The sequence below is a fragment of the Rhizobacter sp. Root404 genome (genome assembly GCF_001425865.1).
Classification (GTDB): Bacteria; Pseudomonadota; Gammaproteobacteria; order Burkholderiales; family Burkholderiaceae_C; genus LMDS01.
The window spans coordinates 221,565-247,679 of sequence record NZ_LMDS01000006.1; the positions used below are offsets into that span (position 1 = coordinate 221,565).

Sequence of the window (26,115 nt, forward strand, 5' to 3'; positions counted from 1 at the left end):
TGCTCAGGTGCCGCCTGCCGCGACGCGCTCGACCGAGACCCGCGACCTGCGCGACCAGCGCAGGCCTCCCCACCTACACACGCGCGGCAGTTCGGCCGATTCGGCCGGCTGATCGACGCGGGCATTCTCCGGATCACCGAGGCGCAGCCACCGAGCCACGCGCCCGCCACTTCAGGAGAACGCCATGCTCTACACCATCGTCGTCGTGCTTCTCGCCCTCTGGGTGCTCGGCCTGGTGACCTCGTTCACCGCGGGCGGCCTGCTGCACATCCTGCTGGTCGTCGCGGTCATCGTGCTGGTCTACCAGCTCGTGACCGGCCGGCGCGGCGTCTAGCTACTCCAGCTTGCCGATGCGGCGCACCGCCTGCGTCATCGCGGCGGCGTCGCTGTCCCAGTAGCGCTGGAACTCGGGCGCATCGAGGTATTCGATCGGGCTGCCCGCCTTGGCGACAACCTGACGCACAGCCGGGTCCGCCGCCACCTTGGCGGCCGCCGCGCGCAGGCGCTGCACGATCGCGTCGGGCGTCTTCGCCGGCACGAACAGCGCCGACCACTGCGCGAAGCGCACGGCGTGACCGGTCTGCGTCAGGCTCGGCACGCCGGGCAGCGCAGCCAGCGGTTGCTCGCCCCAGTGCGCGAGCGCGCGCAGCTTGCCGCCCTGGATCTGCTGCACCACGGTCGACGGGCCGCTGGCGATCGCGTCCACCTGGCCGCCCAGCAACGCAACGATCGCCGGCCCGGCACCGGTGTACGGGATGTGCGTCATCTTCAGGCCGGCATCGGCGCTGAGCATTTCCATCGGCACGTGCATCGTGCCGTAGTTGCCCGAGCTGCCGTAGTTGATCGCCCCGGGCCGCGCCTTCGCATCGGCGATGAAATCGGCCAGCGTTCGCCACGGCGCATCGGCGCGCACCACCAGCACGGTCGGGTCCGCGGTGAAGCGCGCGATCGGCTTGAAGTCGTCGAGCCTGAATGCCGGCTTGCGTTCGAGCACGCGGTCCGCTTCGGGCAGGATCGAGATCGACGACAGGCTCAGCAGCACGGTGTAGCCATCGGGTGCCGCGCGCGCCGCCTGGCCGATGCCGAGCGCACCGCCGGCGCCCGCGCGGTTCTCGACGACCACGGTCTGCCTGAGCTCGCGCGCCAGCGCCTCGGCGACCGGGCGTGCCACCGTGTCGGCCACGCCGCCGGGCGGGAACGGAACGATCATCGTGATCGGCTTGTCGGGCCAGGCCGGGGCTTGCGCGGCGGCCGGCGCCAGCACACTGCACAGCACGGCGCCGAGGAGGTACGTGCGACGCATGTTTCGCTGGGTCATCGGTTCGTCTCCAGAAGGGGTGGGGCGGCGGTCAGACACAGCGGTTCTCGATCCGGCCGATGCCGTCGATCTCGATCCGCACCACGTCGCCGCGGCGCAGGAAGCTCGGCGGTGTCAGCCCCATGCCGACGCCAGCCGGCGTGCCGGTGGCGATCACGTCGCCGGGGTAGAGCGTGATGCCGCGCGAGCAGGTCTCGATCAGCGTCGGGATGTCGAAGATCAGGTCGGTCGTCAGCCCGTCCTGCCGCAGCGTGCCGTTGACCCAGCAGCGCACGCGGGTCGCGGTGCCGTCGAGTTCGTCGGCGGTGACGATCCACGGGCCCATCGGGCAGAAGGTGTCGAAGCTCTTGCCGAGGTCCCACTGCTGGTGGCGCATCTGCACGTCGCGCGCGGTCACGTCGATCGTGTAGCCGAAAACGTGGCCGAGCGCATCGGCACGCGAGATGTTGCGTCCCTCGCGCCCGATCACGACGGCGAGTTCCGCCTCGTAGTCGATCTGTGCGGAGACCGCGTCGCCCGGCAGCCGCACCTCGTCGTGCGGGCCGATCACGCATTCGGGCACCTTCGTGAACACGATCGGCCAGCCGTCCGCGTCGGGCGTGCTGGCCTTGAACACCGAGCCCTGCAGCTCCTTCGCATGCGCGCGGTAGTTGCGGCCGACGCAGAACAGGTTGCGGCGCGGGCGCGGCAGCGGGGCTTCGAGGGCGACGTTGGCCAGCGGCACGGCCGCGCCGGTCGCGGGCAGCGCTTCGCCGCGCGCGAGCGCCTCGATCAGCGGCAGCGCGCCGCGCTCCGCCTGCGCGGCATCGAGCGCGAACGGCAGCAGCGCAACACCGTCCTCGGTCACGCGGCCGACTTCGCGGCGGCCGTCTCGGCGGTAAGTGGCGATGCGCAAGGGGGTCTCCAGCAGTTCGGCCCAAATGCTACCAATTGGCCACCAATCGACCATGCGCGTCAACCCGAACGGCACGACGCGCTCACCGCTTGATACGATGCGGGCACGATGGACAGCGCCGTGGCCCTGCGGGAAGCGATTCTCGAGAACCTGCGATCCCGCCAGTGGCGGGCCGGCCACCGCATCCCCACCGAACGCGAGCTGAGCGGCCAGTTCGGCCTGAGCCGATCGGCGGTGCGGCGCGTGCTCGCCGACATGAAGGACAAGCGCCTGATCGTCCAGACAGTGGGCAGCGGCACCTATGTGAGCGACGAGGTCAACGAGGCGCTGGCCGCTGCCGCGAGCAGCGTCGGCCAGCTGCCCACCAGCCCGGCCGAACTGATGAGCGCGCGCGCCGTGCTCGAGCCGGCGATCGTCGCGATGGTCGTCGGCAATGCGACGTCGCTCGACTTCGCCCGCATGAACGAGTGCTGCGACAAGGGTGAGGCCGCGAAGACGCTCGAGCAGTTCGAGCACTGGGACGCGCAGCTGCACGAGGCGATCGCCGATGCCGCGCACAACAGCTTCATCTCGAAGGTGTTCCGGCTGATGAACCAGGTGCGCGAGCAGGGCGAGTGGGGCGCGCTGAAGCGCCGCAGCGCCACGCCGGAGCGGCGCCGCGAGTACCAGTCGGAGCACCGCGCGCTGGTCGCCGCACTGCAGGACCGCGATGGCGCGCGCGCGACGGCGCTGTGCCTCGCGCACCTCGACCACGTGCGGCGCAACCTGCTCGGGTTCTGAGCGCGCGTGATCGCGGCAGGGCAAACCCGCTGTCGCATTGACCGCACCCGGGGCGCTCGCTATATTGGGCCGGCTGCGGCGACCTCCGCAACCAATTCATACCAATCGACGGTGCGAACGCGCCGGCTCCCGGAGACAACGAATGACCGCAGCCCGTGTCCACGGCGTCCCGCGTCGCGCCTTCCTGGCCGCTGTCGGCGCAGCAGCGCTCGCGCTCGGCGCACCGTTCGCGGCGTCGGCGCAGGAGTACCCGGCGCACCCGGTGCGCGTGATCGTGCCGTTCGCGCCCGGCGGGCCGGCCGACGTCTATGCGCGCTTCATCGCGAATCGGCTGCAGGAGTCGCTCGGCCAGACCTTCGTCGTCGACAACCGGCCCGGCGCCGGCTCGATCATCGGCACCGACGCGGTCGCGAAGAGCGCGCCCGACGGCTACACGCTGCTGCTGATGTCGAACACGCACACGGTGAACGAATCGCTGATCCCGACCAAGCCGTTCCAGCTCATGCGGGACTTCGTGCCGGTCGCGCCGATCAATTACTCCGACCTGGTGCTGGTGGCGCGCAGCGGCCTGCCGGTGGCCAACCTGGGCGAGCTGCTGAAGCTCGCGAAAGCCAAGCCAGGTGGCCTGTCGTACGCCTCTTCGGGGCCCGGCACGCCGTACCACATGGCCGGCGAGTTGTTCAAGGCGATGGCCGGGGTCTCGATCCTGCACATCCCGTACAAGGGCAGTTCCGGCGCCCGCACCGACGTGCTCGGCGGCCAGGTCGACCTGATGTTCGACGCGGTGCCGACAATGAGCGAGCACGTGCGCGCCGGCAAGGTCAAGGCGCTCGGCACGACCGGGCTGACCCGCTCGGCCGTGATGCCCGAGGTGCCGACCGTCGACGAAGCCGGTGTGCCGAAGTACGAGGCGACGATCTGGCTCGGGCTGATGGCACCGAAGGGCACGCCGCCCGCGGTCGTCGCGCGGCTGAATGCCGAGGTCGGCAAGATCGTCGGTGCGCCCGACACCGCGAAGGCGTGGAAGGCGCAGGGCGCGACGCCGATGGTGATGACGACCGCGGAGTTCGGCCGCTATCTGAACGAGGACATCGCGAAGTGGGCCCACATCGTGAAGGTCTCCGGCGCGAAGCCGGAGTGAGTGCCGGATGACGAATGCCACGTTGAACATCCTCTGCGCCGGTGCGGTGCAGGGCGTCGTCAAGGCGCTGCAGGCGCGCTTCGAGCAGGACGCCGGCGCGACGCTGCAGGCGCGCTTCGGCGCCGTCGGTGCGATGAAGGAGGCACTGCTGGCCGGCGAGCCGTGTGACGTGATGATCGTCACCGACGCGATGGTGGTGGCGCTGCAGGCCGATGGCCAGCTGTCGAGCGCGGCACGCGCGCCGCTCGGCCGCGTGCGCACGGGGGTTGCGGTGCGCGCCGGATCGAACGTGCCGGACGTCACCACGCCCGACGCGTTGAAGGCGGCGCTGCTGGCGGCGAGCGCGGTGTACTTTCCCGATCCGCAGCGCGCGACGGCAGGCATCCACTTCGCATCCGTCCTCTCACAACTCGGCATCGACGACGAACTCGCCGGGCGCGTGCGCAACTTTCCGAACGGCGCGACCTCGATGCGCGAGCTCGCCGCCGACACGGGCGCCGCGCCGATCGGCTGCACGCAGATCACCGAGATCCTCTACACGCCCGGCATCGCGCTGGCCGGCCCGTTGCCGGCCGCGTTCGAGCTCGCGACCGTCTACACCGCCGCGGTCGCCGCAGGCGCCGCGCAGCCCGCGCTCGCGCAACGCTTCGTCGATCTGCTGGCCGGGCCGCAGAGCCGCGAACTGCGCCGCGCCGGCGGCTTCGAGTTCGACTGACCGACACCCGCCATCGCCACCAGGAGTTCCGATGACCCTCACCCATTCGTTCGCCCGCGGCCTCGCCGCCGCCGCGCTGGCGCTGATCGCGGCCGGCACTGCCCACGCGCAAGCGTCGGCACCCGCGGCCGCCGCCGTCGCGCCAGCCCCCGCCGCCGGCAAGGTCGGCGTGCTGTGGCTCGGCCAGTCGGCGTTCAAGATCACCACGCCGACCGGCAAGGTGATCGTGATCGACCCGTACCTGACCGCGAACCCGAAGACTCCCGAGGCCTACAAGAAGCTCGAGGCGCTCGGCAAGGTCGACCTGATCCTCGTGACCCACGGCCACCTCGACCACTACCTCGACGCGCCCGCGCTTGCCAAGCTGAACAACGCGCCACTGTGGGCGCCGGCCGGGCTGTCGCAATCGATGCAGACGCTGGGCGTGCTGCCGGTCGCGCAGGCCAACCGCATGAACAAGGGCGGCAGCATCCGCCCGTTCGGCCCGGCCGGCGTGCGCATCACGATGACCCGTGCCGAGCACAGCTCGGAGCTGGTCTGGCGCAACCCGGCGACCGACAAGGACGAGACCCATGTCGGCGGCGAGCCGTGCGGTTTCGTCATCGAGTTCGAGAACGGCTTCAAGCTCTGGCACCTGGGCGACACCGGCGTGTTCGGCGACATGAAGCTGCTCGGCGAGATGCTCAAGCCCGACCTGCTGCTGATCCCGATCGGCGGCGGCCAGTTCGTGATGAACCCGGCCGACGCCGCCTACGCGACCCGCGAACTGATCAAGCCGAAGATGGCGCTGCCGATGCATTACGGCACCAACGCCGCGCTGGTCGGCACGCCGGAGGAATACAGCAAGGCACTGGGCAATGCGTCGGTGAAGGTGCTGGCGATCAAGCCGGGCGACGCGCTCGAATTCTGACCAGGAGACATGACGATGGACCGCCGTTCGATTCTCAGGACCAGCACCGCCGCACTCGGCGGCGCCCTCGCCGCCGGTTGCGCCTCGGTGGCTGCCGATGGCGGCAGCCCGCGCAGCCCGTTCAAGGTGGCGGCCGTCACGCTGCCGATCGTCGGCTCGGCCGAGGTGTTCCCGGTGCGCCGCATCTATTGCATCGGCCGCAACTACGCGGCCCATGCGCGCGAGATGGGCTCGGACCCGACGCGCGAGCCGCCGTTCTTCTTCCAGAAGCCGACAGACGCGGTGCAATACGTCGCGATCGGCACGACTGCCGACCACCCGTACCCGTCGCTGACCAAGAACTACCACTACGAGCTCGAACTCGTCGCGGCGCTGAAGAGCGGCGGCAAGAACATCCCGATCGAGCAGGCGCTGCAGCACGTCTACGGCTACGCGATCGGGCTGGACATGACGCGCCGCGACCTGCAGCGCGGCATGGGCGACCAGAAGAAGCCGTGGGAGATCGGCAAGAGCTTCGACATGTCGGCGCCGATCGGGCCGATCCACCCGGTCGCTGTTCTTGGCAATGGCGCGCAGCACATCACCAAGGGCAAGATCGAGCTGAAGGTCAACGGCCAGACCAAGCAGCTCGCCGACCTGAGCTACATGATCTGGAGCGTGGCCGAGCAGATCGCGCAGCTGAGCCAGGCCTTCGAGCTGAAGGCCGGCGACATCATCTACTCCGGCACGCCGGAAAACGTCGGCCCGGTCGTCAAGGGCGACGTGTTGGTCGGCCACATCGACGGGCTGCCCGAGCTGTCGGTGAGGATCGTCTGACGCTAGACTGCGGCTGATGGACCGCACGCTTCACACCGCTTTCGCCGCCACGGCGGCGGGCGCGTGCGCGTCCTGCAAATCCAAGAAACAGCGGCTCGTCTGACCGGAGCTCGCCGTTCCGTCAGATGTGTGACGGAACCGCAGCAGAGCTTCTTCTCCCCCTCGATTCGATCGACCTCCTGCCCGCGCACCGCTGACGGTTTCCACCGTTCGGTCGTTCAGGAGTGGAAGCGATGACGATGAATTTCTCTGGCATCTGGGTGCCGCTGGTGACGCCGTTCGCGCGCGACGGCGCGGTTGATCACGCGGCCTTGCGCGGACTGGCGAAGCGCTGTGCCGACGCGGGTGTCGGCGGCTTCGTCGCGCTGGGCACGACCGGCGAGCCGTCGTCGTTGACCGAGGCCGAGCAGGACGCGGTGCTCGCGACGATCCTCGATACAGCGGGCGGACACCTGCCCGTCATCGTCGGCCTCGCCGGCAACCATGCGCCGGCCTTGCTGGCCCGCGCGAAGCACCTCGGCACGCTGCCGATCGCCGGGCTGCTGGTGCCGGCGCCGTACTACGTGCGGCCGGCGCAGGACGGCATCCGCGATCACTTCAGGCGCCTGGCCGACGCGAGCGCGGTGCCGCTGGTGCTCTACGACATCCCCTACCGCACCGGCGTGACGATCGCGCTCGACACGCTGCTCGCGCTCGCGGCGCACCCGAACATCGTCGCGATCAAGGACTGCGCCGGTTCGGTCGACACGACCCTGGCGTTGATCCGCGATGGCCGGCTGCAGGTGCTCGCCGGCAACGACATCGAGATCTTCGGCACCCTGTGCGCCGGCGGCGCCGGCGCGATCGCCGCATCGGCCCACCTGCGGCCGCGCGCGTTCGTCGACGTGGCGCGCGCACTCGCGCAGGGCCGGCTCGCCGACGCCCGCGCCGCCTGGCACGCCCTGGCGCCGCTGATCGCGACGCTGACCAGCGAGCCGAACCCCGCGCCGGTCAAGGCCGCCCTGGCGCAACTCGGTCTGCTGCACGACGCCTTGCGCCCGCCCATGACGACGGCCAGCGCCGCGTTGCGCGAGCGGCTCGCGGCGCTGCCGCTGGCCTGAGGCCTATGCTGTGGGTGTCGGCCGACAGGGCGTCGCGTCCCTGTCCGGGGCCGGCGGCCCGCTCGACCGTCGACGATGTCGAAGCCCAGAACTCCGAAGGACCAGCCCATGGCCACGCACACCCCGCACAAGCCGCACCGCACGAACGCCGAAAAGGCCGAGGACGATCCCGAACCCGGCATGTTGCCGGTCGAGCCCGACCAGGGCCCCGTGCCGCCGGCCATCCCGGAGGATCCGGAGCACGACCGCACGGTCGATCCGGAGGCGTGAATTCCTGGCTGGGGCCGCGCTCCGCCGAACTCGATGCGTTGCTCACCGACTCGCATCGGTCTTCCGAGCAGGACTTGACCCGTTAACCGAGGGCCGCCGCCCGCGCGAGCAGCAACTCGCGTTCGCGCGCATTGCGCGTCATCGCCGCGGCGCGTTCGAACTCGGCGCGTGCATCGGCAGCGCGGCCGAGCTTGGCGAGCAGGTCGGCGTGCACGCTGGGCAGCCAGTGGTAGCTCGCCAGCCGCGGCTCGCCGATCAACGCCTCGACCAGCGGCAAGGCCTCGGCCGGACCGTACGCCATGCCGATCGCGACCGCGCGGTTCAGCTCGACCACCGGCGACGGCGCGACCTGCGCGAGCGCGTCGTACAGCGCGACGATCTGCGCCCAGTCGGTCGCCTCGGCGGTGCGTGCCCGCGCGTGGCAGGCCGCGAGCGCGCCCTGCAGCGCATACGGCCCGCGCGCGCCGCCCAGCGCTTCCGAGCGGCCCAGCGCGGCGAGGCCGCGGCGGATCAGCAGCGGATCCCAGCGGCTGCGGTCCTGCTCCATCAGCAGCACCGGGCGGCCCTCGGCGTCGGTGCGCGCGGCGGTGCGCGAGGCCTGGATCTCCATCAGCGCGACCAGGCCGTGCACCTCCGGTTCGTCGGGCACCAGGCCGGCGAGGATCCGCCCGAGGCGCAGCGCCTCTTCGCACAGCGCCGGGCGCATCCAGTCGTCGCCGGCGGTCGCGGAATAGCCTTCGTTGAAAATGAGGTAGATGACTTCGAGGACCGAGCCGAGCCGCTCCGGCAGCGCCGCGGCGCGCGGCACCTCGAACGGCACCTTGGCCGCGGCGAGCGTCCGCTTGGCGCGCACGATGCGCTGCGCGATCGTCGGTTCGGGCACCAGGAACGCGCGGGCGATCTCCTCGGTCGCGAGGCCGCCGAGCAGGCGCAGCGTCAACGCGACCCGCGCGTCGGTGGACAGCACCGGGTGGCAGGCGGTGAACACCAGTCGCAGCAGGTCGTCGCCGATGTCGTCCTGGCGCGCGGCGTCGAGCGCGTCGACGAAGTCGGGTGTGACGTGGGCCTGCAGCGCGTCCAGGTCGGCGCCGAGCTCGTCGTGCTTGCGGGCGTGCAGTGCCTCGGCGCGCAGCCGGTCGAGCGCGCGGTTCTTCGCGGCGGTCATCAGCCAGGCGCCGGGGTTGTCGGGCAGGCCGTCGGCGGGCCAGCGTTCGAGCGCGGTGACGAGCGCGTCCTGCGCCAGCTCCTCGGCCACGCCCACGTCACGCACCAGCCGCGCGACGTGCGCGATGACCTTGGCCGATTCGATCCGCCAGACGGCCTCGATCGCACGGTGCGTGGCGGTGCTCACTGGCTGATGCGATCGAGCTCCCGCAACCGCGCGATCGACTCGGTCTGCGGGAAGTCGTCGATCTCGTACAGCGGCCGGACCTCGATCGTCGCCTCGACACCGCGTCCCATCGGCGCCGGGAAGCGCCGCGCCCACTCCATCGCCTCCTCAATCGAGCGCACCTGGATCACGGTGTAGCCGGCGACCAGCTCCTTGGTCTCGGTGAACGGGCCGTCGACGACGCGGCGGCTGCCGTCGCGGCCGTAATGGATGCGCCAGCCCAGCGCGCTGGGCTTCAGGCCGCTGCCGTCGAGCAGCACGCCGGCCTTCTGCAGTTCCTCGTGGTAGCCGGTCATCTCGGCCATCAACGTGTCGTCTTCGGGAAAGATGCCGGCCTCGCTCTCGGCGGTGGCCTTGACGATGATGATGAAGCGCATGGGGAATCTCCGTGTCGATGCGGTTGCCGTCTCCCGTACGACGCGCCGGCCGCGGGCGGATCGACACGCAGGCGCCGCCGTTACATGCGCGCGGTCACGCCCAGCACGGTCCCAGGCCGCGGACCTCGACCGTGCACCACGCCGCCGCCGGGCACTCGGCCGCGATCGCGACGGCCTCGTCGCGCGTCTTGCAGTTCAGCAGGAAGAAGCCGCCGACCATCTCCTTGGCCTCGGCGAAGGGCCCGTCGACCAGGCTGGTGCGGCCGCCGCGCACCTGCACCCGGGTGGCGTTCCTGTCGTGGGCCAGCGACTCGACCCCGAGCAGCACGCCGCGCTGCTTGAGCGCCTCGGCGAACGCAAGCATCTGCGCATAGACCTGCTGGCCCGCTTCGAGCCCGCGCTCCTCGCGCTGGCCGCGCGGCTCCACGATCAACAGCATGTAGGACATCGGTGTCTCCGGAGTTCAAGGCGGCATTCTGCCGCGCGCCGGCCGGCTCGTTACAGCGGTTCGCATCTGATAGGGGTACGCCGCGCAGACGCAACTGATCACAATTCGCCGCATGCGCGCGATCTTCATCAGCTACCGCCGCGACGACACCGAGGGCCACGCCGGACGACTGTTCGAAGACCTGTGCGATCGCTTCGGCAAGGGCTCGGTGTTCATGGACGTGGCCGGGATCGAGCCGGGGCGCGACTTCCGGCGCGTGATCGAGCAGCAGGTCTCGTCCTGCGGCGTGCTGCTGGCGGTGATCGGCAAGAACTGGCTGACCGTCGCCGACAAGCACGGCCAGCGCCGCCTCGACGACCCATACGACTTCGTGCGCCTGGAAACCGCGAGCGCGTTGAAGCGCGACATCCCGGTCATCCCGGTGCTGGTGCACGACGCCGAGATGCCGCGCGCCGAGCAGCTGCCCGACGACCTCAGGGAACTGGCGTTCCGCAACAGCGTCGAGCTGAACCATGCGCGCTGGTCGTCCGACGTGCAACTGCTGATCCAGGCGCTGCTGCCTCATGTCGACGCGGAGCGAGCCGATCCGGCGGTGCGCTTCCCGGGTTGGGCGGCCGCCTCGATCGCGGTGCTGGTGGCCGGCGGTGTGGGCTACGCGGCGTGGGACCACTTTGCGCCGGCGCCGCCGGCGGGCGGCGAGCCGCCGGTCGCGTCGCCGGCCTCGTCCCCGAACTTGTCCGTAAGCGCGTCGGCCGTGGCGGCGGCGTCGGCCACGCGGGGGGTCGCGCAGCCCGCGTCCGCGTCGTCGCTGGCGCGCGCCGCGTCGACGCCACCGCTTGTCGCGAGCGCCCCGGCGGTCATGGCGCCGGTCGGGGCAGCCTCCGCCTCCCGGCCCGCGCCGGCGCCCGCGCCGCCGCCGGCCGCGAGCCGCTCGCCGGCGCCGAAGCCGCCGCCGCCGCGCCCGCCGGCACCGGCCCCGGCTGCGGCTCCGGCTCCGGCTCCGACACCGGCTCCCACGGCTGCGCCGGCAGCGCAGCCGTACCCCCGACCGGCGGACGCCGGGTCGGGCTACGCGCCGGCGCCGGCGCTTGCGGCAGCGCCGTCACCGTTACCGTCACCGTCACCGATCTCCGCCGCGCCGCGGCCGGCACCGGCGCCGCCGGCGGCCGCCGCACCACCTTCGGGCCCGCAGGTGCTCGCGGCGCGCAGCGATCCGTCGCTGGAATTGTTCGGCAGCCCGGCGCCGGTCTCGCTGGTGACGCGGACGATCGCAATCGGGCCGGGCACGAGCTACGTCAACGTCACCGGCGGCGAGGTGATCCGCTTCGATGTCGGCGACAAGAGCTTCGTCTGGAACTTCAATGGCCAGCGCAGCAGCTTCGACCTCGCCAAGGTGGCGCCGCCGGGGGTGCTCGCCCGCAAGGTCACGGCCTACGTGGCGCCGAACCCGATGCAGCCGCGGCGCAGCTGAGTCACTCGTACGGGCGTTCCTGCCACCACGGGAAGAACGCCGGCATGTCGGTCGAGACCTTGCTGCTGAACTGCGCGGGGCGCTTCTCGAGGAACGACATCACGCCTTCCTTCGCGTCGGGCGACGCGCCGCGCGCGTAGATCGAACGGCTGTCGATCTTGTGCGCCTCCATCGGGTGGTCGGCGCCGAGCATGCGCCACATCATCTGGCGCGTCAGCGCGACCGAGACCGGCGCCGCGTGGTCGACGATCTCGCGCGCCAGCGCACGCGCCGCCGGCAGCAGCGCGTCCGGCGCGTGCACCGCGCTGACGAAGCCGCCTGCGAGCGCCTCGGCGGCCGGGAAGATGCGGCCCGAGTACGTCCACTCCAGCGCCCGGCTGATGCCCACCAGACGCGGCAGGAACCAGCTCGAACACGCCTCCGGCGTGATGCCGCGGCGCGCGAACACGAAGCCGATGCGCGCCGTCTCGGAGGCGAGCCGGATGTCCATCGGCAGCAGCATCGTCGCGCCGATGCCGACCGCCGGGCCGTTGATCGCCGCGATCACCGGCTTCAGGCATTCGTAGATCCGCAGCGTGACCCGACCGCCGCCGTCGCGCACCGACTCGTGGCCCCAGACCGGCTGCCCGGCCGCGTCGAGCGGCGTGCCGGCCTTGTCGGGCTTGTCCTCGCGCTTCGCGTAGTCGAAGGTCTTGGCGCCCTGCGACAGGTCGGCCCCGGCGCAGAACGCGCGGCCGGCGCCGGTGACGATGATCGCGCGCACGTCGTCGTCGGCATCGGCGGCGTCGAACGCCTTGATCAGCTCGTTCATCATCGGGCCGTTGAACGCGTTGAGCTGCTCGGGGCGGTTCAGCGTCAGGGTCAGGATCTGGTCCTCGACCTCGTAGCGCAGGGTCTCGAAATTCATCGTCGGTGTCTCCGTTAGGGCGCGCCGACGGCGCGGCGCAGTGCCCGCATCGTGCACCGATTCAGCCGGCGTCGCTGTCGCCTGGTTGACCGGCCGGCAGGCGCTGCACGAACGCGTCGACCTCGGGCGCATCGGTGCGCGGCGCCAGGTCGCCGTCGAGCGCGCGCTGCACCAGGCGCGCGAGCGTGGCCGGCTGCGGCGTGATCGTGCCGAAGAACAGCGTGTGGGCACCGCGCGCGATCAGCAGCGTCGGGAAGTTCTCGACATCCACGTCGTCGAGCAGCGCCGCGTCGTCCTCGATGTCGAACCACGCGAACGCGGTTCCCGCGTCGAACGAGGTCGCCGCGGCGTCGAAGGTCGCGCGGTAGTCGCGGCACACGCCGCACCAGCCGGCGCACAGGCAGATCACGCGCAGGGCGGTGTCGTCGTTCATCCGCGCAGTGTGCCGCGGCCGCGGGCGCCTTGCAGCCGCGGGCTTTAGCTGAAAAGCTGCAATCGAATCCTTGAAGAACACCGCGGACAGCGGGATCAGCGCGGGTTCGGGGCGCGGTCTGACGCGCATCGCCGTCCGGCGCGGCCATTGCCTGCGCGGCTACGCCTACCGCTTCCTCGAGGAATGCGCGCCGACCCTGACCCAGGCGGTCGTGAAAGGCGCGCTCGACGCGGAGTAAGCTCGCGGCCGATGGCGACCGCGCTGCTCGACAACATCTTCTGGCATGCCTTGAACGGCCCGCAAGCACGCTGGGCGGCGGGCGGCGGCGGTGTGCGGCGCTACGCCACCGGCTTCTCGCCGATCGTCGCGTTCGAGGACGCATCGAACGCCGACTTCGATGCGCTCGCGGCGTGCACCACCGACGGCGAGTCGCTCTATGTCTCCGGCTGGTCCGGCGCGGTGCCGCCGGGCTGGCGGCTCGATGCCGACGCGACGCTGCTGCAGATGGTCTGGGACGCGCCGGCGCCCGAGGTCGGGCCCTTGCCCGGCCTGCGCCCGCTCGGTGCCGCCGACGTGGTCGAGGTCCTGGCACTGACGGCGCTGACCCACCCGGGCCCGTTCGGCCCGCGCACGATCGAGCTCGGCGAGTACCTCGGCTGCTTCGACGGCGAGCGCTTGATCGCGATGGCCGGTGAGCGTTCGCAGGCCGGCCGCTGGCACGAGATCAGCGGCGTCTGCACCCACCCCGATGCGCAGGGCCGCGGCCTGGCGGCCGGGCTGATGAACCGGTTGATCCGGCGCCAGCTGGCCGAGGGCGAGGTGCCGTTCCTGCACGTGATGCGCAGCAACGCCAACGCCGTGCGGCTCTATGGGCGCATGGGATTCCGCGAGCGCATGGAGACCCCGGTGCGGGTCGTCACGCGGGGGCCGGCGTAGCCGCCTCCGCGGCGCGCGGCTTCATCAGCGGCAGCACCGCCAGCACGATCATGCCGACCGCGGCGTCGACCGCCAGCGTCACCGGGTAGCCCCAGCGCGTGATCGCCCAGCCTTGCCACCAGGCGGTGTAGCTGATCACCAGATTGGACATCGCCATGTACGCGGTGAACTGGGTGGCCGCCACGGCCTTGGTCGTCACGTCCATGAACAGCGCGGTGCGCACGCCGTAGTACAGGCCCTGGAAGATCGCGAACGACAGGCTCGCGATCCAGAACGCCGCAAGCAACGCGGCCGACGGCTGCGGCCGGTTCGCGGCCTTCAGCTCGACCGGCATGATCCAGTGCGCCTGCGCCATCGTCCATGCCAGGTACAGCGTCGGCAGCGCGGTCAGGAAGATGAACAGCGCCAGCATGCGGCGCCGGCCGTAGCGGTCGGACAGCCAGCCGCCGGCGATGCACGCGAACGCGAAGATCACCGTCGAGGCCAGGTTCAGCTGCGCGATCTGGTTGTCCGACAGGCCGAGCTCGACCGCGAGATTCGACTGCAGCGCCAGGCTCAGCGCGTACGCGCCGGCCGGCAGCAAGGCCACGACGACGCCGACCAGCGCCGCGCGCGAGCCGGTGAACGCACGCCACGAGTCGCGCACGAACGCGGCCAGCTCGCGGCCGATCGCGGCGGCCGCGCTGCCCGGCTGCGGTGGCTGCGGCCCGCGCTTCGGCTCGTTCAGCGGCAGCACGACGAACACCGTGACCGCGAGGATTGCCGCCATCACGAACACGTAGGTCGAGCTGAACGGCAGCACGTCGGACAGGAACAGCACGCCGGCGCCGCCGATCGCCTGGCCGATCGAGGCGCCGGCGAACATGAAGCCGTTGGCGGTGCCGCGCTCGGGCTCGGGCAGCACGCCGACCGCGAGCGCGTCGATGGCCACGTCCATCGTCGCGGCGAACGCGTTGTGCAGGAAGATGATCGCGGTGAACAGGCCGAGCTGGGTCACGAAGTTCACCGGCATCGCGAGCACCAGCGTGCCGACCATGCCGAGCTGCATCATCAGGATCCACAGGCGGCGCCGGCCGAAGCGGTCGGTGCTCAGCGTGTCGACGAACGGGCCCATCACCCACTTGAACGCCCACGGCAGATACAGCGAGCCGACGAAGGCGCCGATCTCGGCCGGGCCGAGCTCCTGGCGTCGCATCTGCGTGGCGATCGCAACGGCCGTGAAGCCGAGCGGAATGCCCTCGGTCACGTAAAGCAGGAAGAACGCCGCGAGGCGGCCGATGCGGGTCGAGAGGAGGTCGGGCAGGGGCAGGCGCATCGGCCGGATCCTACCGAACCCGACCCGCTCAGGACAGCAGCTGCTTGCGCGCGCGGTGGATGCGCACGAACAGGTTCTCCTCGCTGATGCCGAGTGCGCGGCACACCTCCTCGGTGCTCTGCTCCTCCAGCACGCGCAGGCGCATCGCGTCGCGCAGGCCGGGCGGGAGCGCCTCGATCCGTTGGAGCGCGAGCATCAGCAACTGGTGCTGCTCGGCGACCTGGTCGGGGCGCGGTTGCGGGCACTCGATGTCGCAGACGCCGGATTCGTCGTCGTCGTGGCCGAACGCGTCGTCCAGCGAGTCGGTGCCGGCATTGCGACGCACCGCGTCGACGATCTTGTGCTTGAGCACCGCCGTCAGCCACGAGCGCAGCGCAGCCCGGCCGGCGAACACGGCGCGGCCCGAGAGCACGGCCTCGAACACGTCGTGCACCGCGTCCTCGGCCAGCAGCGGGTCGCGCAGCTTGCGCTGGGCGAAGCGCACCAGGTAGCCGCGGTGCGCGACCATCTCGGTCCACGAGACGCTGGGGACGAAGGCGGCGGGGTGGGCGGCAGCGGCGGTGTTCATGGGGCGGTGTCCATCGGGTGGCGATGGAATGAACTGTCGGCGGCGCACCTCGCGCCCACCTCACCGAACCTCACGGGAAGATCACAATCTCGTCAAGGCGCCGGCGTAAGAGCCGGCGGTTCCGTCCGACCTACGTTGCCCATGCCGCCTGCCCACATCCTCGTTGCCGAAGACCAGACCGACATCCGCGACCTGCTGGTGATGAACCTGCGCAACGCCGGCTACGAGGTCTCGGCGGTGGGCGATGGCGAGGCGGCGCTGGCGCAGCAGCTGGCCGCGCCGGCCGACCTGCTGGTGCTCGACCTGATGATGCCGCGAATGGATGGCCTGGAGGTCTGCAAGGCACTGCGCGCCAAGGGCAGCGCGGCACCGATCCTGATGCTGACCGCCAAGTCGACCGAGCTCGACCGCGTGCTCGGCCTCGAACTCGGCGCCGACGACTACCTGACCAAGCCGTTCTCGCTGGCCGAGCTGCTGGCGCGGGTGAAGGCGCTGCTGCGGCGCGCGCAGCTGCTCGCGGCCGCGCAGGCCGCTGGCGCGGCGGGCGCCAAGGCGGCCGCGAGCATCCGCAACGGCGAACTCGAGATCCTGCCGGCCAAGCGCCAGGTGCGCTGCCGCGGCGAGTCGATCGAGTTCACCGCGCTCGAATTCGACCTGCTGCTGCACTTCGCGACACACCCCGGCCACGTGTTCTCGCGCTCGCAGCTGCTGAACGCGGTCTGGGGCTACACCCACGACGGCTACGAGCACACGGTCACGACCCACATCAACCGCCTGCGGGCCAAGCTCGAGGCCGACCCGATGCGGCCGCAGATCATCCTGACCGCGCGCGGCGCCGGCTACAAGATGCGCGATCTCGCGCCATGACCGTCCGGCTCAAGCTGGCGCTGGCGATCTTCGCGACCGGCCTGGTCACCGTGCTGCTGGTGGTCGCCACCGTGATCCACGCGTTCCAGCGCTTCGAGCACGAGACCACCTACCGCCGCGGCACCGCGTTCCTCGGCCGCGTGGTCGCGAACAACGACTACCTGTTCGAGACCTACGAAGGCGAGCCGGACAAGTTCCGCGGCTGGCTGCGCAACATGGTGCTGTTCGAGCCGGACACGCAGCTCTACCTCTTGGCGCTCGACGGCGCGGTGCTCGCGAGCAGCGGCAACGCGAAGATCCCGCCCGGCTTCAAGGTGGCGCTCATGCCGGTGCTGCAGGCGGTCGGCCACCCCGACGCGGCCTACGTGATGGGCGACGACCCGGAGCGCATGGACGCCAACGCCGTCGTCGCGGTCCAACCGGTGCGTCGCGCGACGATGAGCGCCGGCGACGCGGTGGTCGGCTACCTGTACCTCGTGCTGCACACCGGTCCGCCGCCCGGCGCCGACGCGCCCGGGCGCTGGAGCGACCTGCGCATGAGCTTCGGCCGGCCGGCGCTCGGGCTGATCGTCGCGGTGGTCGCGTTCACGACGCTGCTGTCGGTCCTGATCATCGTCTCGGTCACGCGGCCGCTGCGGCGCCTGACCGACGCCGTCTCGACGATCTCCCAGCGCGGCCTCGACGCCGGCCTGGCCGGCGCGCCGACCGCGCTGCCCGCCGTCACGCGCGACGAATTCGGCCAGCTGACGCGCGCGTTCGAGATGATGCTGGCGACGCTGCGCCGGCAGTGGACCGAATTGCGCCGGCTCGATCACTTCCGCCGGGAGGGCGTCAGCAACCTGTCGCACGACCTGCGCTCGCCGCTGACCGCGACGGTTGCGTGCCTGGAGACGCTCGACGAGCGCTGGGCCGGCGATGCCGCGCGCGGCGAGGACCGCCGCCTGGTCGAGGTCGCGCTGCGCAACACCCGCAACGCCGCGCGGCTGGTGCAGTCGCTGGGCGACCTGGCCAAGCTCGACGAGCCGCAGTTCGCGCTGCACGCCGAGGTCGTCGACCTGGGCGAGTTGCTCGACGACATCGCGCTGCGCTTCGCCGAGCGCGCCGCGCAGCAGGGCATCACGCTGGAAGCCGCGCGCCCCGCCGACGAGATGCGCGCGCTGCCGATCGCCCGCGTCGACATCGAACTCTTCGAGCGCGCGATCGCCAACCTGGTCGACAACGCGCTGAAGTTCTGCCCGCCCGGCGCGCGGATCACGCTGGGCGCCATGGCGGTCGACGGCCGCGTCGAGGTCAGCGTCTCGGACACCGGCCCCGGCATCGCCGCGGCCGACCTGCCGCACCTGTTCGACCGCTTCTACCAGAGCCGCCACAGCGTCGCCCCCGCCACCGGCGAGGGCGGCAAAGGCCTGGGCCTGGCGATCGTCAAACGGATCGCTGAGCTCCATGATGGTGCGGTGGCGGTGACCAGCGCGCCCGGTGCCGGCACCACCGTGCGCCTGACCCTGCCAGCCGCCGCGACGCCCGGTTGACGATTCCTCAGAATCCCGGCCGGGAAACCCCTAGTGCACCGGTTCCGGGACACGCCTACAGTCCGGGTTCTCGCGGCAGGCACCTTCGTGGTGCCGCGCAGGGCGGGGCTGAGGAGACAGAGACAACGCACCCAGGCGACACGCCCGCGGTCGCGAACGATACGCAGGCCGCCATGCGCGCCGATGCAAAATGCGAAGGGCGTCAGTTGATCCTGACGCCCTTTTCCATTTCTCCGGACCGTTTCCTTTGCTTGAGACCGCCATCGTCACGCTGGCTGCCCTGTTCGCCGGCTGTGTCGATGCGATCGTCGGGGGCGGCGGGCTGATCCTCGTTCCCGCGCTGTTCAGCGTCTTTCCGAACGCGCCCCCCGCCACGCTGCTGGGCACCAACAAGGCGACCGGCGTCTGGGGCACGGCCTGGGCGACGCGGCAGTTCGCGCGCCGGGTGCAGATCCCGTGGAGCGCGATGGTGCCGGCCGCGCTGGTCGCCGCGCTCGGCAGCCTGGCCGGCGCCTGGACCCTGACGCTGGTCAGCGCCGACGGCCTGCGCAAGGCGCTGCCGATCGTGCTCGTCGCGGTGCTGGCGTACACGCTGGTCCGCAAGGACCTGGGCATCACGCACGCGCCGGCGCTGCGCGGTCGGCACCAGGCGGCGGCCGCGGCGGCGATCGGCGGCGTGATCGGCTTCTACGACGGCTTCTTCGGCCCGGGGGCCGGCAGCTTTTTCGTGTTCGCGCTGGTGCGGTTGCTCGGCTTCGACTTCCTGAACGCCAGCGCCAGCGCGAAGCTGATGAACACCGCGACCAACCTCGCGGCGCTCGCGCTGCTGGCCCTGAAAGGCCATGTGTGGTGGCACGTGGCCGCGGTGATGGCCGTCGCCAACGTCACCGGCAGCCTGATCGGCACGAGGCTCGCGCTGAAACACGGCGCCGGCTTCGTGCGCGTGGTGTTCATCGGCGTGGTCGCGGCGCTGATCCTGAAGACCGGCTGGGACGCCTTCGGCCGCTGAACTGCGGGGCGAGCACCCCGCTTTTCGGGCGACGGGGCGCGGCGCGAGTGCCTAGGATGCAAGCTGTCCTCGCTTCGCTGCCGAAAGCCGCCCATGCCCGTCGACCCCGCCCTGCGCTCGCTGAACATCGACATCCCGTCGCAGCCGGAGTCGCTCGTCACGCTGTCGACGATGCTGGCGGACGAGAACATCAACCTGCAGGCCGTCAGCGCGCTGATCTCGGGCGACATGGCGCTGGCCTCGGCCGTGCTGAAGGCGGTCAACTCGTCGCTGTACGGGTTGCGCGGGCGCGTGCAGTCGGTTCAGCAGGCCATCACCCACCTCGGCACGCGCGAAGTCGCGTCGGTCACCTTCGCGATGGGGCTCAAGGCCGTGTTCCCGGCCGGCCCGGAACTCACGCCGATCTGGGAGCGCGCCAGCGTGCGCGGGCTGCTGATGGGCCGCATCGGGCAGGCGATCGGTGTCGACCCGTGGGCCGCGCACTCGGCCGGCCTGTTCGAGGAATGCGGCAAGGCCGTGCTGCTGCGGCATGCGACGACGCGCTACCGCGAGCTGCTGGCGCAGGCCGCCGACGACGAGGAGCTGCTGATGCTCGAGCACCAGGAGTTCGGCGTCAGCCACGACGCGCTCGGCGCCGCGCTGTGCGAGAGCTGGGGCCTCGCGCCCGCGGCGGTCGCGAGCGTGCGCTTCCACGTGCTGGTGATCTCGACGCGCGAACTGCCGATGCAGCTGCCGCGGCGCGGCATCTGTGCGTTGTCGGCGCTGGCCCATGCGCTGATGACCGACCCGGATTCGCTCGACGAGGTCGCGCAGGCGGTCGCGCCTCAGGCCGGCCTGGACCCGACCCTGGTGCTGCGCGGCGCGCGCAAGATCCAGGAGCAGATCGAGGCGGCGGTCGCTCGCGAAGCTGCGGACTGACGCGCCGCGCGGGCCTCGGGAATATCCCTGACTCGGCGCGGTTCTCGCGCCGCGCAACCTGCGGGGGCGCGCATTCGGCCCTACAGTTCCGGCTCGGCGCGATGGCCGCGCAAGGAATCCACTTCATGCAAACCCGACGAGAGATGATGAGCCGCAGCGCCGCGGTGGCCATGCTGCTGGCCGGCGCCGGCGTGCTGCCCGCGCACGCCCAGAGCGCGTGGAACAAGGCGGCGTTCGAAGGCAAGTCCATCGACGACGTGATCAAGGGCCTCGGCATCGCCAAGCCGGTCGAGAGCAAGGACATCGTCTTCACCGCGCCCGACATCGCCGAGAACGGCGCGGTCGTGCCGATCGGCGCCGCCACCTCGCTGCCCGGCGTCAAGCGCATCGCCTTCCTGGTCGAGAAGAACCCGACCACGCTGGCCGGCGTGTTCGAGTTCACCGACGCGGTCGAGGCCAGCGTCAAGACGCGCATCAAGATGGGCCAGACCTCCAACGTGCTCGCGGTCGCGATCACCGGCGACGGCAAGGTCCTGTACGCGCAAAAAGAGGTCAAGGTCACTTTGGGCGGCTGCGGCGGCTAACAGGAGTACAGAACATGTCCGACCCGATGCGCATCCGCGCGCAAGTGCAAGGCAGCGGCGCCGTCGTGCGCGTGCTGATGAGCCACGAGATGGAGACCGGCCAGCGCAAGGACGCCGCCGGCAAGACGATCCCCGCCTGGCACATCACGGAGGTCACCGCCGCGCTGAACGGCAAGACCGTGATGACCGCGCAGTGGGGCACCGCGATCGCGAAGAACCCGTTCACCGAGTTCGTCGTCAAGGGGGCGAAGGCCGGCGACAAGATCACCGTGACCTGGGTCGACAACCGCGGCGACAAACGCAGCGACGAGGCCGTCGTCGCATGAAGGCGCTGCGCATGGCGGCGCTGGCCGCGGTCGCGCTCGCCAGCGCCGGCGCACAGGCGCAGACGAGCGCCGCGGACGGCATCGCGCAGTACCGCGCGCTGCTGGCCGACGGCAACCCCGCCGAACTGTGGGAGGCCAAGGGCGAGGCGCTGTGGAAGAGCCGGCGCGGCCCGAAGAACGCCTCGCTCGAAGCGTGCGACCTGGGCAAGGGCCCCGGCGTCGTGAAGGGCGCGTTCGTCGAGCTGCCGCGCTACTTCGTCGACACCCAGCGGGTGCAGGACCTGGAGTCGCGCCTGCTCAGCTGCATGGAGACGCAGCAGGGCTTCAAGGCCAGCGAGATCGCGGCGACACCGTTCGGCCGCGGCGAACAGGCCAACATCGAGGCGCTGGTGGCCTACATCTCGGCCGAGTCGCGCGGGCTGAAGTTCAACCTGCCGCAGGCGCATGCCGCCGAGCGCCAGATGTACGAGGTCGGCAAGCGGGTGTTCTTCTTCCGCGGCGGGCCGTACGACTTCGCGTGCGCGTCCTGCCACGGCGAGGCCGGCAAGCGCATCCGCCTGCAGGACCTGCCGAACCTGACGGTGAACCCCGGCGACGGCGTCGGTTTCGCGGCCTGGCCGGCGTACCGCGTGTCGAGCGGCGAGCTGTGGGGCATGCAGCGGCGGCTGAACGACTGCTACCGCCAGCAGCGCTTCCCGTACCCGGGCTATGCGTCGGACGCGACCATCGCGCTCGGCGTCTACATGGGCGTGCAGGCCAAGGGCGCGGCGTCGACCGCGCCGGCGATCAAGCGGTGAACGACATGAGCATCCCCACCCGAACCTTCGCACTCGCGGCCGTGGCGCTCGTCGCCGGCTGCAGCAGCGCGCCGAATCCGCAGGAGACCCAGCGCGTCACGCAAGGCGTCATCCAGTCGTCGTTCCGCGAGCAGGGCATCGCCAAGCTCGACCGGTTGACGCAGGACGAGGTCCAGCAGGCCTGCTCGGCCGAGCAGCCGCCGCCGCCCGACGTGATCAAGCGCCTCGAAGCCGCCCAGCTGGCGACCGTGAAGTGGCCGACCGACGGGGTCTACCTCGGCGACTGGAAGGTCGGCGAGGCACTGGCGCAGAACGGCCGCGGCATGACCTGGACCGACCCGGCCGGCGTGCCCGCCGGCGGCAACTGCTACAACTGCCACCAGATCAGCAAGGCCGAGATCTCGTACGGCACGATCGGCCCGAGCCTGTACCACTACGGCAAGCTGCGCGGCGTGACCGACCCGGCCGATCCGAGATCGGCCGCGATCGTCCAGTACACCTGGGGCAAGCTGTGGAACGCCAAGGCCTACAACGCCTGCTCCGGCATGCCGCGCTTCGGCCACGCCGGCGTGCTGACGCAGGCGCAGATCAAGGATCTGATGGCGCTGCTGCTGGACCCGAAATCGCCGGTGAACGCGCAGTAGCGGCCACGGGCGGCGCGCCTTCGCCGCGCCGCCGCCAGAACGGCGCGATGAAACGGCCGCGGCGCCCGGCGATCACCAGCAGCACGACGCCGGCGGCGCTGGCGAGCCCGAATGCGACTGCCGAGGCCTCGACGCCGAACGCGCCGCCGGTCAGCCACTCCGGCCCGGCCACGCTGCTGACGAAGATGCCGTTCATCGGGATGCCCGAGGTCGGCAGGCCGTAGATGCCGCTCTGCGTGAAGTTCCACGCCGCGTGGATGCCGATCGCGAACCAGAGCCGCCGCGTCAGCAGGTAGGCCGCGGCCAGCAGCACGCCGGCCTCGATCGCGATCGCCACCGCCGCGAGCGCGCTCGCGTTCGGGTTGGCCAGGTGGCCGGCGCCGAAGATCGCGGCCGAGATCGCCATCGCGATCCAGGTGCCGAGCGACGCTTCGAGCAGGCGGAACACCACGCCACGCATCAGGATCTCCTCGATCGCCGCGGCCGCGAGCGAGACGCAGAGCGGGATCACCATCACGGAGAGGTCGCTGCGCAGCCCGGTGATCCGGTACACGCCGAGCAGCGCCAGCACCGCGATCACGCTGCTGAACAGCACCGCGCCGAAGGCGAGCCCGGCGCCCAGTTCCTTCAGCGCGCCCGGGCCGCGCAGTTCGTCGGCCGGGCGCTTCTCGACCCAGCGCGTGTACAGCGCGTAGGCGGCCCAGCCGAGCAGGCAGGCGATCGCGACCGACAGCAGCGCGACCGGCACCTTGCCGAAACGCTTCGCGAGCCCCCAGACCGCGGCCTGGCCGATGAACACCGGCACGATGAACAGCAGGGCGAGGGGCAGACGCAGCAGCGGAAATCTCATCGCGCGATCATCGCCGCAAACCCGCGGGCGCGTCCGGGGCGGCGGCGCACGCGGACTCGGTAGTCCCTCTCTTGGCGCCGCGTGCGCCTTGCCCTATGTTCGGCGGCGCGCACCGGGCCTGTTGCCCGCCGCGGCCGAGGAACGCCCCGATGCCGACCCCCTCCACCGTCTCGCCCGATGCCCTGGCGCTGCAGCGCCTGCACCACTGGGAGCGCACCGCCCCGGACCGCGTCATCCTGACCCAGCCGCTCGGCGGCGGCGCAGTGCGCGACTACACCTGGGCGCAGGTGATGGACGAGTCGCGCCGGATGGCCGCGCACCTGCAGGCGCTCGGGTTCGCGCCGGGCAGCCGGATCGCGATCCTGTCGAAGAACTGCGCGCACTGGCTGATGTGCGACTTCGCGATCTGGCTCGCCGGGCACGTGTCGGTGCCGCTGTATCCGACGCTCGCGGCCGGCACGATCCGCCAGATCCTCGCGCACAGCGAGGCGAGGCTGCTGTTCGTCGGCAAGCTCGACGGCTGGGACGCGATGCAGCCCGGCGTGCCCGACGGCCTGCCGTGCATCGCCACGCCGCTCGCCCCGCGCACGCACTATCCGCAGTGGGAAGCGATCGTCGCGGAAACGCCGCCATTGAGAGGCGAACCGCTGCGGGACGGGGGCGAACTCGCGACCATCATGTACACCTCGGGCACGACCGGCATGCCCAAGGGCGTGATGCACAGCTTCGAGACCTTCGCGTGGTCGCTGTCGACGGCGCTGAAGCGCGTGCCGCTGCAGGGCGACGCGCGCATGCTCTCGTACCTGCCGCTCGCGCACGTGGCCGAGCGCACGCTGGTCGAACACGGGCTGCTGGCCACCTCGATGCACGTGTACTTCGCCGAGAGCCTCGAGACCTTCGGCGCCGACATGCAACGCGCCCGCCCGACCTGCTTCTTCTCGGTGCCGCGGCTGTGGGTCAAGTTCCAGCAGGGCGTGCACGCGAAGATGCCGCCCGACAAGCTGGCGCGGCTGCTGAAGCTGCCGATCGTGCGCCGCATCGTCGCGAAGAAGGTGCTGACCGCGCTCGGCCTCGACCAGTGCACCATCGCCGCCGGCGGCGCTGCGCCGATGCCGCCGGAACTTCTGCGCTGGTACGAGCGCCTGGGGCTGCCGATCATCGAGGTCTACGGCATGACCGAGAACTGCGGCGTCTCGCACGCCACGCTGCCCGGCGTTCAGCGGCCCGGCACAGTCGGCCTCGCGTACGACGGCGTGCAGAGCCGGCTCGATCCGCAGACCGGCGAGATCCAGGTCAAGAGCCCCGGCCTGATGCTCGGCTACTACAAGGAGTCCGAGCTGACCCGCGACGCGTTCACCGCCGACGGCTGGCTGCACACCGGCGACAAGGGCCAGCTCGACGCCGAGGGCAACCTGCGCATCACCGGCCGCGTGAAGGACCTGTTCAAGACCAGCAAGGGCAAGTACGTGGCGCCCGCGCCGATCGAGGACAAGCTCGTGATGAACGGCGTGGTCGAGGCCTGCGTCGTCACCGGCGCCAACCTCGGCCAGCCGCTCGGCATCGTGATGCTCAACGCCGAGTCGGCCAAGCGCGCCGAAGACTCGACGCAGCGCCAGGCGATGGCGGTGTCGCTGTCGGCCCACCTCGACGCCGTCAACGCCCAGCTCGATCCGCACGAGCAGCTCGACTGCCTGGTCGTGGTCAGCGAACCGTGGACGGTCGACAACGGCTTCATCACGCCGACCTTCAAGGTCAAGCGCAATCGGATCGAGGAGGTCTATGCGCCGCTGTACGAGCGCTGGACCGGCACGCATCAGCGTGTGGTGTGGCACCACGGCTGACGCGTCGGGCCGATCTACCCGGTCACGACGCCCTTGATCGCGTTGGCGCGGGCTTCGCAGGTGATGCGGCCGCGCGCGTCCGGCGCCAATCGTTCGCGCAGGCGTGCCCGGAGCGTCGCCACGTCGGCCGTCGGCATCGCGGCAAGCCGGGGCGCCAGGCGCGGGCCGGATTGCGCGATGCGCCAGAAGGTCTCGAGGTCGTCGAACTCGCGGTGCACGGTGATCACGCGCGTCTCGACCTCCACCAGCCCGGCGTCGCGCCACAGCGCGCGCAGCGCGTCGAGCCGCGACGCCTCGACGCTCGGCGGCCACAGTGGCGGCACGCCGAGCGCGGCCATCTCTTCCTGCAACACCGCGAACGGGAAGCCGCCGCCGAGGATGTCCCACGCGTAGGCCGAGACGCTGCCGCCCGGCCGCACGACGCGGGCCATCTCGGCCACGCCGCGCGCCGGGTCGGGCACGAAGAAGATCACCAGCGCCATCACCGCGGCGTCGAACGCGCCATCGGCATACGGCAGCGCCTGGGCATCGCCGACGCCGAAGCGGGCGACCGCGCCGTCCAGCCGCGCACGTGCATACGCGATCTGCTCGGGCGAGGGATCGATGCCCTGCAGCGAAAGGGGCGCGCAGCGCGTCGCCAGCATCTCGGTGAACGCGCCGTTGCCGCAGCCCACGTCGACCCAGCGCCGCCCCGTCGGCGGCGCGAGCCAGGGCAGGAAGACCTCGCCCGCGAGGCGGCTCCACGTGCCCATGAATTCCTCGTACGCGGCGCCGTCGTCGAAGCGGATCTGCGGGTCGTTCATTCGGACTCTCCGGTTACTTTCCCTGCTCCATCAGCAGGTAGGTGTTGTACGCGTTCATGCGGTTCGCCGCCTTGAACAGCGGCAGCGTCTCGGGCGGGCGGAAAGTCGGCGGATTGCAACGATGGCATGTTGCCACCGACACGCGTCGCGCGCGGCG

General features: G+C 71.2%; 32 protein-coding genes. 20 read left to right on the top strand and 12 right to left on the bottom strand.

The window, feature by feature from the left end; translation table 11 throughout:
* The first annotated feature begins 184 nt into the window (after nucleotides 1-184).
* Nucleotides 185-334, top strand: coding sequence for a lmo0937 family membrane protein (locus ASC76_RS25595; RefSeq protein WP_157615959.1), 150 nt, complete (start codon nucleotides 185-187; stop codon nucleotides 332-334).
* On the opposite strand, the gene ASC76_RS21780 is transcribed toward ASC76_RS25595, so the two are convergent.
* Nucleotides 335-1,318, bottom strand: a complete 984-nt coding sequence (locus ASC76_RS21780; protein WP_235580553.1) for a tripartite tricarboxylate transporter substrate binding protein — start codon at nucleotides 1,316-1,318, stop codon at nucleotides 335-337.
* A gap of 31 nt (nucleotides 1,319-1,349) precedes the next feature.
* Nucleotides 1,350-2,213, bottom strand: a complete 864-nt coding sequence (locus ASC76_RS21785) for a fumarylacetoacetate hydrolase family protein (protein ID WP_056471812.1) — start codon at nucleotides 2,211-2,213, stop codon at nucleotides 1,350-1,352.
* A 108-nt stretch (nucleotides 2,214-2,321) separates the two neighbouring features.
* On the opposite strand from ASC76_RS21785, the gene ASC76_RS21790 reads away from it, so the two are divergent.
* The 7 genes from ASC76_RS21790 (at nucleotide 2,322) to ASC76_RS25600 (ending at nucleotide 7,945) form a co-directional block, all read left to right on the top strand.
* On the top strand, nucleotides 2,322-2,993 hold the full coding sequence (locus tag ASC76_RS21790; RefSeq protein WP_056471815.1) for a FadR/GntR family transcriptional regulator: 672 nt from the start codon (nucleotides 2,322-2,324) through the stop codon (nucleotides 2,991-2,993).
* A 142-nt stretch (nucleotides 2,994-3,135) separates the two neighbouring features.
* The gene (locus ASC76_RS21795) at nucleotides 3,136-4,134 is read left to right on the top strand and encodes a tripartite tricarboxylate transporter substrate binding protein (RefSeq protein WP_056471819.1); all 999 of its coding nucleotides are present in this window, start codon (nucleotides 3,136-3,138) and stop codon (nucleotides 4,132-4,134) included.
* Nucleotides 4,135-4,141: 7 nt separating this feature from the next.
* On the top strand, nucleotides 4,142-4,849 hold the full coding sequence (locus tag ASC76_RS21800) for a substrate-binding domain-containing protein (RefSeq protein ID WP_056471822.1): 708 nt from the start codon (nucleotides 4,142-4,144) through the stop codon (nucleotides 4,847-4,849).
* 31 nt (nucleotides 4,850-4,880) lie between these two features.
* The gene (locus ASC76_RS21805) at nucleotides 4,881-5,759 is read left to right on the top strand and encodes a metal-dependent hydrolase (RefSeq protein ID WP_056471826.1); all 879 of its coding nucleotides are present in this window, start codon (nucleotides 4,881-4,883) and stop codon (nucleotides 5,757-5,759) included.
* A 9-nt stretch (nucleotides 5,760-5,768) separates the two neighbouring features.
* On the top strand, nucleotides 5,769-6,575 hold the full coding sequence (locus tag ASC76_RS21810) for a fumarylacetoacetate hydrolase family protein (RefSeq protein ID WP_056471827.1): 807 nt from the start codon (nucleotides 5,769-5,771) through the stop codon (nucleotides 6,573-6,575).
* Between the two features lie 233 nt (nucleotides 6,576-6,808).
* The gene (gene dapA / locus ASC76_RS21815; RefSeq protein WP_056472172.1) at nucleotides 6,809-7,675 is read left to right on the top strand and encodes a 4-hydroxy-tetrahydrodipicolinate synthase; all 867 of its coding nucleotides are present in this window, start codon (nucleotides 6,809-6,811) and stop codon (nucleotides 7,673-7,675) included.
* A gap of 108 nt (nucleotides 7,676-7,783) precedes the next feature.
* A complete protein-coding gene (locus tag ASC76_RS25600; protein WP_157615961.1) occupies nucleotides 7,784-7,945 on the top strand; it encodes a hypothetical protein in 162 nt (53 codons plus the stop codon).
* A gap of 82 nt (nucleotides 7,946-8,027) precedes the next feature.
* Here the strand turns inward: ASC76_RS25600 and ASC76_RS21820 are convergent, their stop codons facing one another.
* From ASC76_RS21820 to ASC76_RS21830, 3 genes are all read right to left on the bottom strand, one after another.
* Nucleotides 8,028-9,296 (bottom strand): RNA polymerase sigma factor, encoded by a 1,269-nt coding sequence (locus ASC76_RS21820; RefSeq protein ID WP_056471831.1) that lies wholly within the window; start codon nucleotides 9,294-9,296, stop codon nucleotides 8,028-8,030.
* The gene (locus ASC76_RS21825) at nucleotides 9,293-9,712 is read right to left on the bottom strand and encodes a YciI family protein (protein WP_056471834.1); all 420 of its coding nucleotides are present in this window, start codon (nucleotides 9,710-9,712) and stop codon (nucleotides 9,293-9,295) included. The genes ASC76_RS21820 and ASC76_RS21825 overlap by 4 nt, the downstream gene beginning before the upstream one ends.
* A gap of 94 nt (nucleotides 9,713-9,806) precedes the next feature.
* A complete protein-coding gene (locus ASC76_RS21830) occupies nucleotides 9,807-10,160 on the bottom strand; it encodes a YciI family protein (protein ID WP_056471837.1) in 354 nt (117 codons plus the stop codon).
* Nucleotides 10,161-10,272: 112 nt separating this feature from the next.
* On the opposite strand from ASC76_RS21830, the gene ASC76_RS26290 reads away from it, so the two are divergent.
* Nucleotides 10,273-11,631, top strand: coding sequence for a CzcE family metal-binding protein (locus ASC76_RS26290; protein ID WP_056471839.1), 1,359 nt, complete (start codon nucleotides 10,273-10,275; stop codon nucleotides 11,629-11,631).
* A 1-nt stretch (nucleotide 11,632) separates the two neighbouring features.
* Here the strand turns inward: ASC76_RS26290 and ASC76_RS21840 are convergent, their stop codons facing one another.
* The gene (locus tag ASC76_RS21840) at nucleotides 11,633-12,538 is read right to left on the bottom strand and encodes a crotonase/enoyl-CoA hydratase family protein (protein ID WP_056471843.1); all 906 of its coding nucleotides are present in this window, start codon (nucleotides 12,536-12,538) and stop codon (nucleotides 11,633-11,635) included.
* Between the two features lie 61 nt (nucleotides 12,539-12,599).
* Nucleotides 12,600-12,971 carry a thioredoxin domain-containing protein gene (locus ASC76_RS21845; protein ID WP_056471844.1) on the bottom strand — a complete coding sequence of 124 codons (372 nt, stop codon included), beginning with the start codon at nucleotides 12,969-12,971 and terminating at the stop codon, nucleotides 12,600-12,602.
* Between the two features lie 70 nt (nucleotides 12,972-13,041).
* On the opposite strand from ASC76_RS21845, the gene ASC76_RS25610 reads away from it, so the two are divergent.
* Entirely contained in the window at nucleotides 13,042-13,209 is a 168-nt protein-coding gene (locus ASC76_RS25610; protein WP_200947198.1) for a hypothetical protein, read from the top strand.
* 11 nt (nucleotides 13,210-13,220) lie between these two features.
* Nucleotides 13,221-13,907, top strand: coding sequence for a GNAT family N-acetyltransferase (locus ASC76_RS21850; protein WP_056471847.1), 687 nt, complete (start codon nucleotides 13,221-13,223; stop codon nucleotides 13,905-13,907).
* Here ASC76_RS21850 and ASC76_RS21855 read toward each other — a convergent pair.
* Both ASC76_RS21855 and ASC76_RS21860 read right to left on the bottom strand, forming a co-directional pair.
* On the bottom strand, nucleotides 13,888-15,222 hold the full coding sequence (locus ASC76_RS21855; RefSeq protein WP_056471850.1) for an MFS transporter: 1,335 nt from the start codon (nucleotides 15,220-15,222) through the stop codon (nucleotides 13,888-13,890). The two genes, ASC76_RS21850 and ASC76_RS21855, sit on opposite strands and share 20 nt — an antisense overlap.
* Nucleotides 15,223-15,250: 28 nt before the next feature.
* Nucleotides 15,251-15,790: a sigma-70 family RNA polymerase sigma factor gene (locus ASC76_RS21860; RefSeq protein WP_056471851.1), complete on the bottom strand. Its 540-nt coding sequence runs from the start codon at nucleotides 15,788-15,790 to the stop codon at nucleotides 15,251-15,253.
* 141 nt (nucleotides 15,791-15,931) lie between these two features.
* Here ASC76_RS21860 and ASC76_RS21865 point away from each other — a divergent pair, with 141 nt between their 5' ends.
* The 8 genes from ASC76_RS21865 to soxX all read left to right on the top strand — a co-directional run bounded on the left by ASC76_RS21865 (nucleotide 15,932) and on the right by soxX (nucleotide 22,464).
* On the top strand, nucleotides 15,932-16,657 hold the full coding sequence (locus tag ASC76_RS21865; protein WP_056471855.1) for a response regulator transcription factor: 726 nt from the start codon (nucleotides 15,932-15,934) through the stop codon (nucleotides 16,655-16,657).
* A complete protein-coding gene (locus tag ASC76_RS21870) occupies nucleotides 16,654-18,186 on the top strand; it encodes a cell wall metabolism sensor histidine kinase WalK (protein WP_056471858.1) in 1,533 nt (510 codons plus the stop codon). Before ASC76_RS21865 ends, ASC76_RS21870 begins: the two co-directional genes overlap by 4 nt.
* Nucleotides 18,187-18,376: 190 nt before the next feature.
* Entirely contained in the window at nucleotides 18,377-19,195 is an 819-nt protein-coding gene (locus ASC76_RS21875; RefSeq protein WP_056471860.1) for a TSUP family transporter, read from the top strand.
* Nucleotides 19,196-19,288: 93 nt separating this feature from the next.
* Nucleotides 19,289-20,113 carry an HDOD domain-containing protein gene (locus ASC76_RS21880; protein ID WP_056471862.1) on the top strand — a complete coding sequence of 275 codons (825 nt, stop codon included), beginning with the start codon at nucleotides 19,289-19,291 and terminating at the stop codon, nucleotides 20,111-20,113.
* A gap of 125 nt (nucleotides 20,114-20,238) precedes the next feature.
* A complete protein-coding gene (gene soxY, locus ASC76_RS21885; RefSeq protein WP_056472176.1) occupies nucleotides 20,239-20,697 on the top strand; it encodes a thiosulfate oxidation carrier protein SoxY in 459 nt (152 codons plus the stop codon).
* 14 nt (nucleotides 20,698-20,711) lie between these two features.
* Nucleotides 20,712-21,023 carry a thiosulfate oxidation carrier complex protein SoxZ gene (gene soxZ / locus ASC76_RS21890; protein ID WP_056471863.1) on the top strand — a complete coding sequence of 104 codons (312 nt, stop codon included), beginning with the start codon at nucleotides 20,712-20,714 and terminating at the stop codon, nucleotides 21,021-21,023.
* Complete coding sequence (gene soxA / locus ASC76_RS21895; protein ID WP_056471866.1) at nucleotides 21,020-21,820, top strand: sulfur oxidation c-type cytochrome SoxA; 801 nt, start codon at nucleotides 21,020-21,022, stop codon at nucleotides 21,818-21,820. The genes soxZ and soxA overlap by 4 nt, the downstream gene beginning before the upstream one ends.
* A 5-nt stretch (nucleotides 21,821-21,825) precedes the next feature.
* Nucleotides 21,826-22,464: a sulfur oxidation c-type cytochrome SoxX gene (gene soxX, locus ASC76_RS21900; RefSeq protein WP_056472178.1), complete on the top strand. Its 639-nt coding sequence runs from the start codon at nucleotides 21,826-21,828 to the stop codon at nucleotides 22,462-22,464.
* Here soxX and ASC76_RS21905 read toward each other — a convergent pair.
* Nucleotides 22,409-23,314 carry a CPBP family intramembrane glutamic endopeptidase gene (locus ASC76_RS21905; protein ID WP_056471869.1) on the bottom strand — a complete coding sequence of 302 codons (906 nt, stop codon included), beginning with the start codon at nucleotides 23,312-23,314 and terminating at the stop codon, nucleotides 22,409-22,411. The genes soxX and ASC76_RS21905 overlap by 56 nt on opposite strands.
* A gap of 149 nt (nucleotides 23,315-23,463) precedes the next feature.
* Here ASC76_RS21905 and ASC76_RS21910 point away from each other — a divergent pair, with 149 nt between their 5' ends.
* A complete protein-coding gene (locus ASC76_RS21910) occupies nucleotides 23,464-25,155 on the top strand; it encodes an AMP-binding protein (protein ID WP_056471872.1) in 1,692 nt (563 codons plus the stop codon).
* 14 nt (nucleotides 25,156-25,169) lie between these two features.
* On the opposite strand, the gene ASC76_RS21915 is transcribed toward ASC76_RS21910, so the two are convergent.
* Both ASC76_RS21915 and ASC76_RS26395 read right to left on the bottom strand, forming a co-directional pair.
* A complete protein-coding gene (locus ASC76_RS21915) occupies nucleotides 25,170-25,958 on the bottom strand; it encodes a class I SAM-dependent methyltransferase (protein ID WP_056471876.1) in 789 nt (262 codons plus the stop codon).
* A gap of 13 nt (nucleotides 25,959-25,971) precedes the next feature.
* Nucleotides 25,972-26,094 carry a hypothetical protein gene (locus tag ASC76_RS26395; RefSeq protein WP_256364467.1) on the bottom strand — a complete coding sequence of 41 codons (123 nt, stop codon included), beginning with the start codon at nucleotides 26,092-26,094 and terminating at the stop codon, nucleotides 25,972-25,974.
* Between the last annotated feature and the right edge of the window lie 21 nt (nucleotides 26,095-26,115).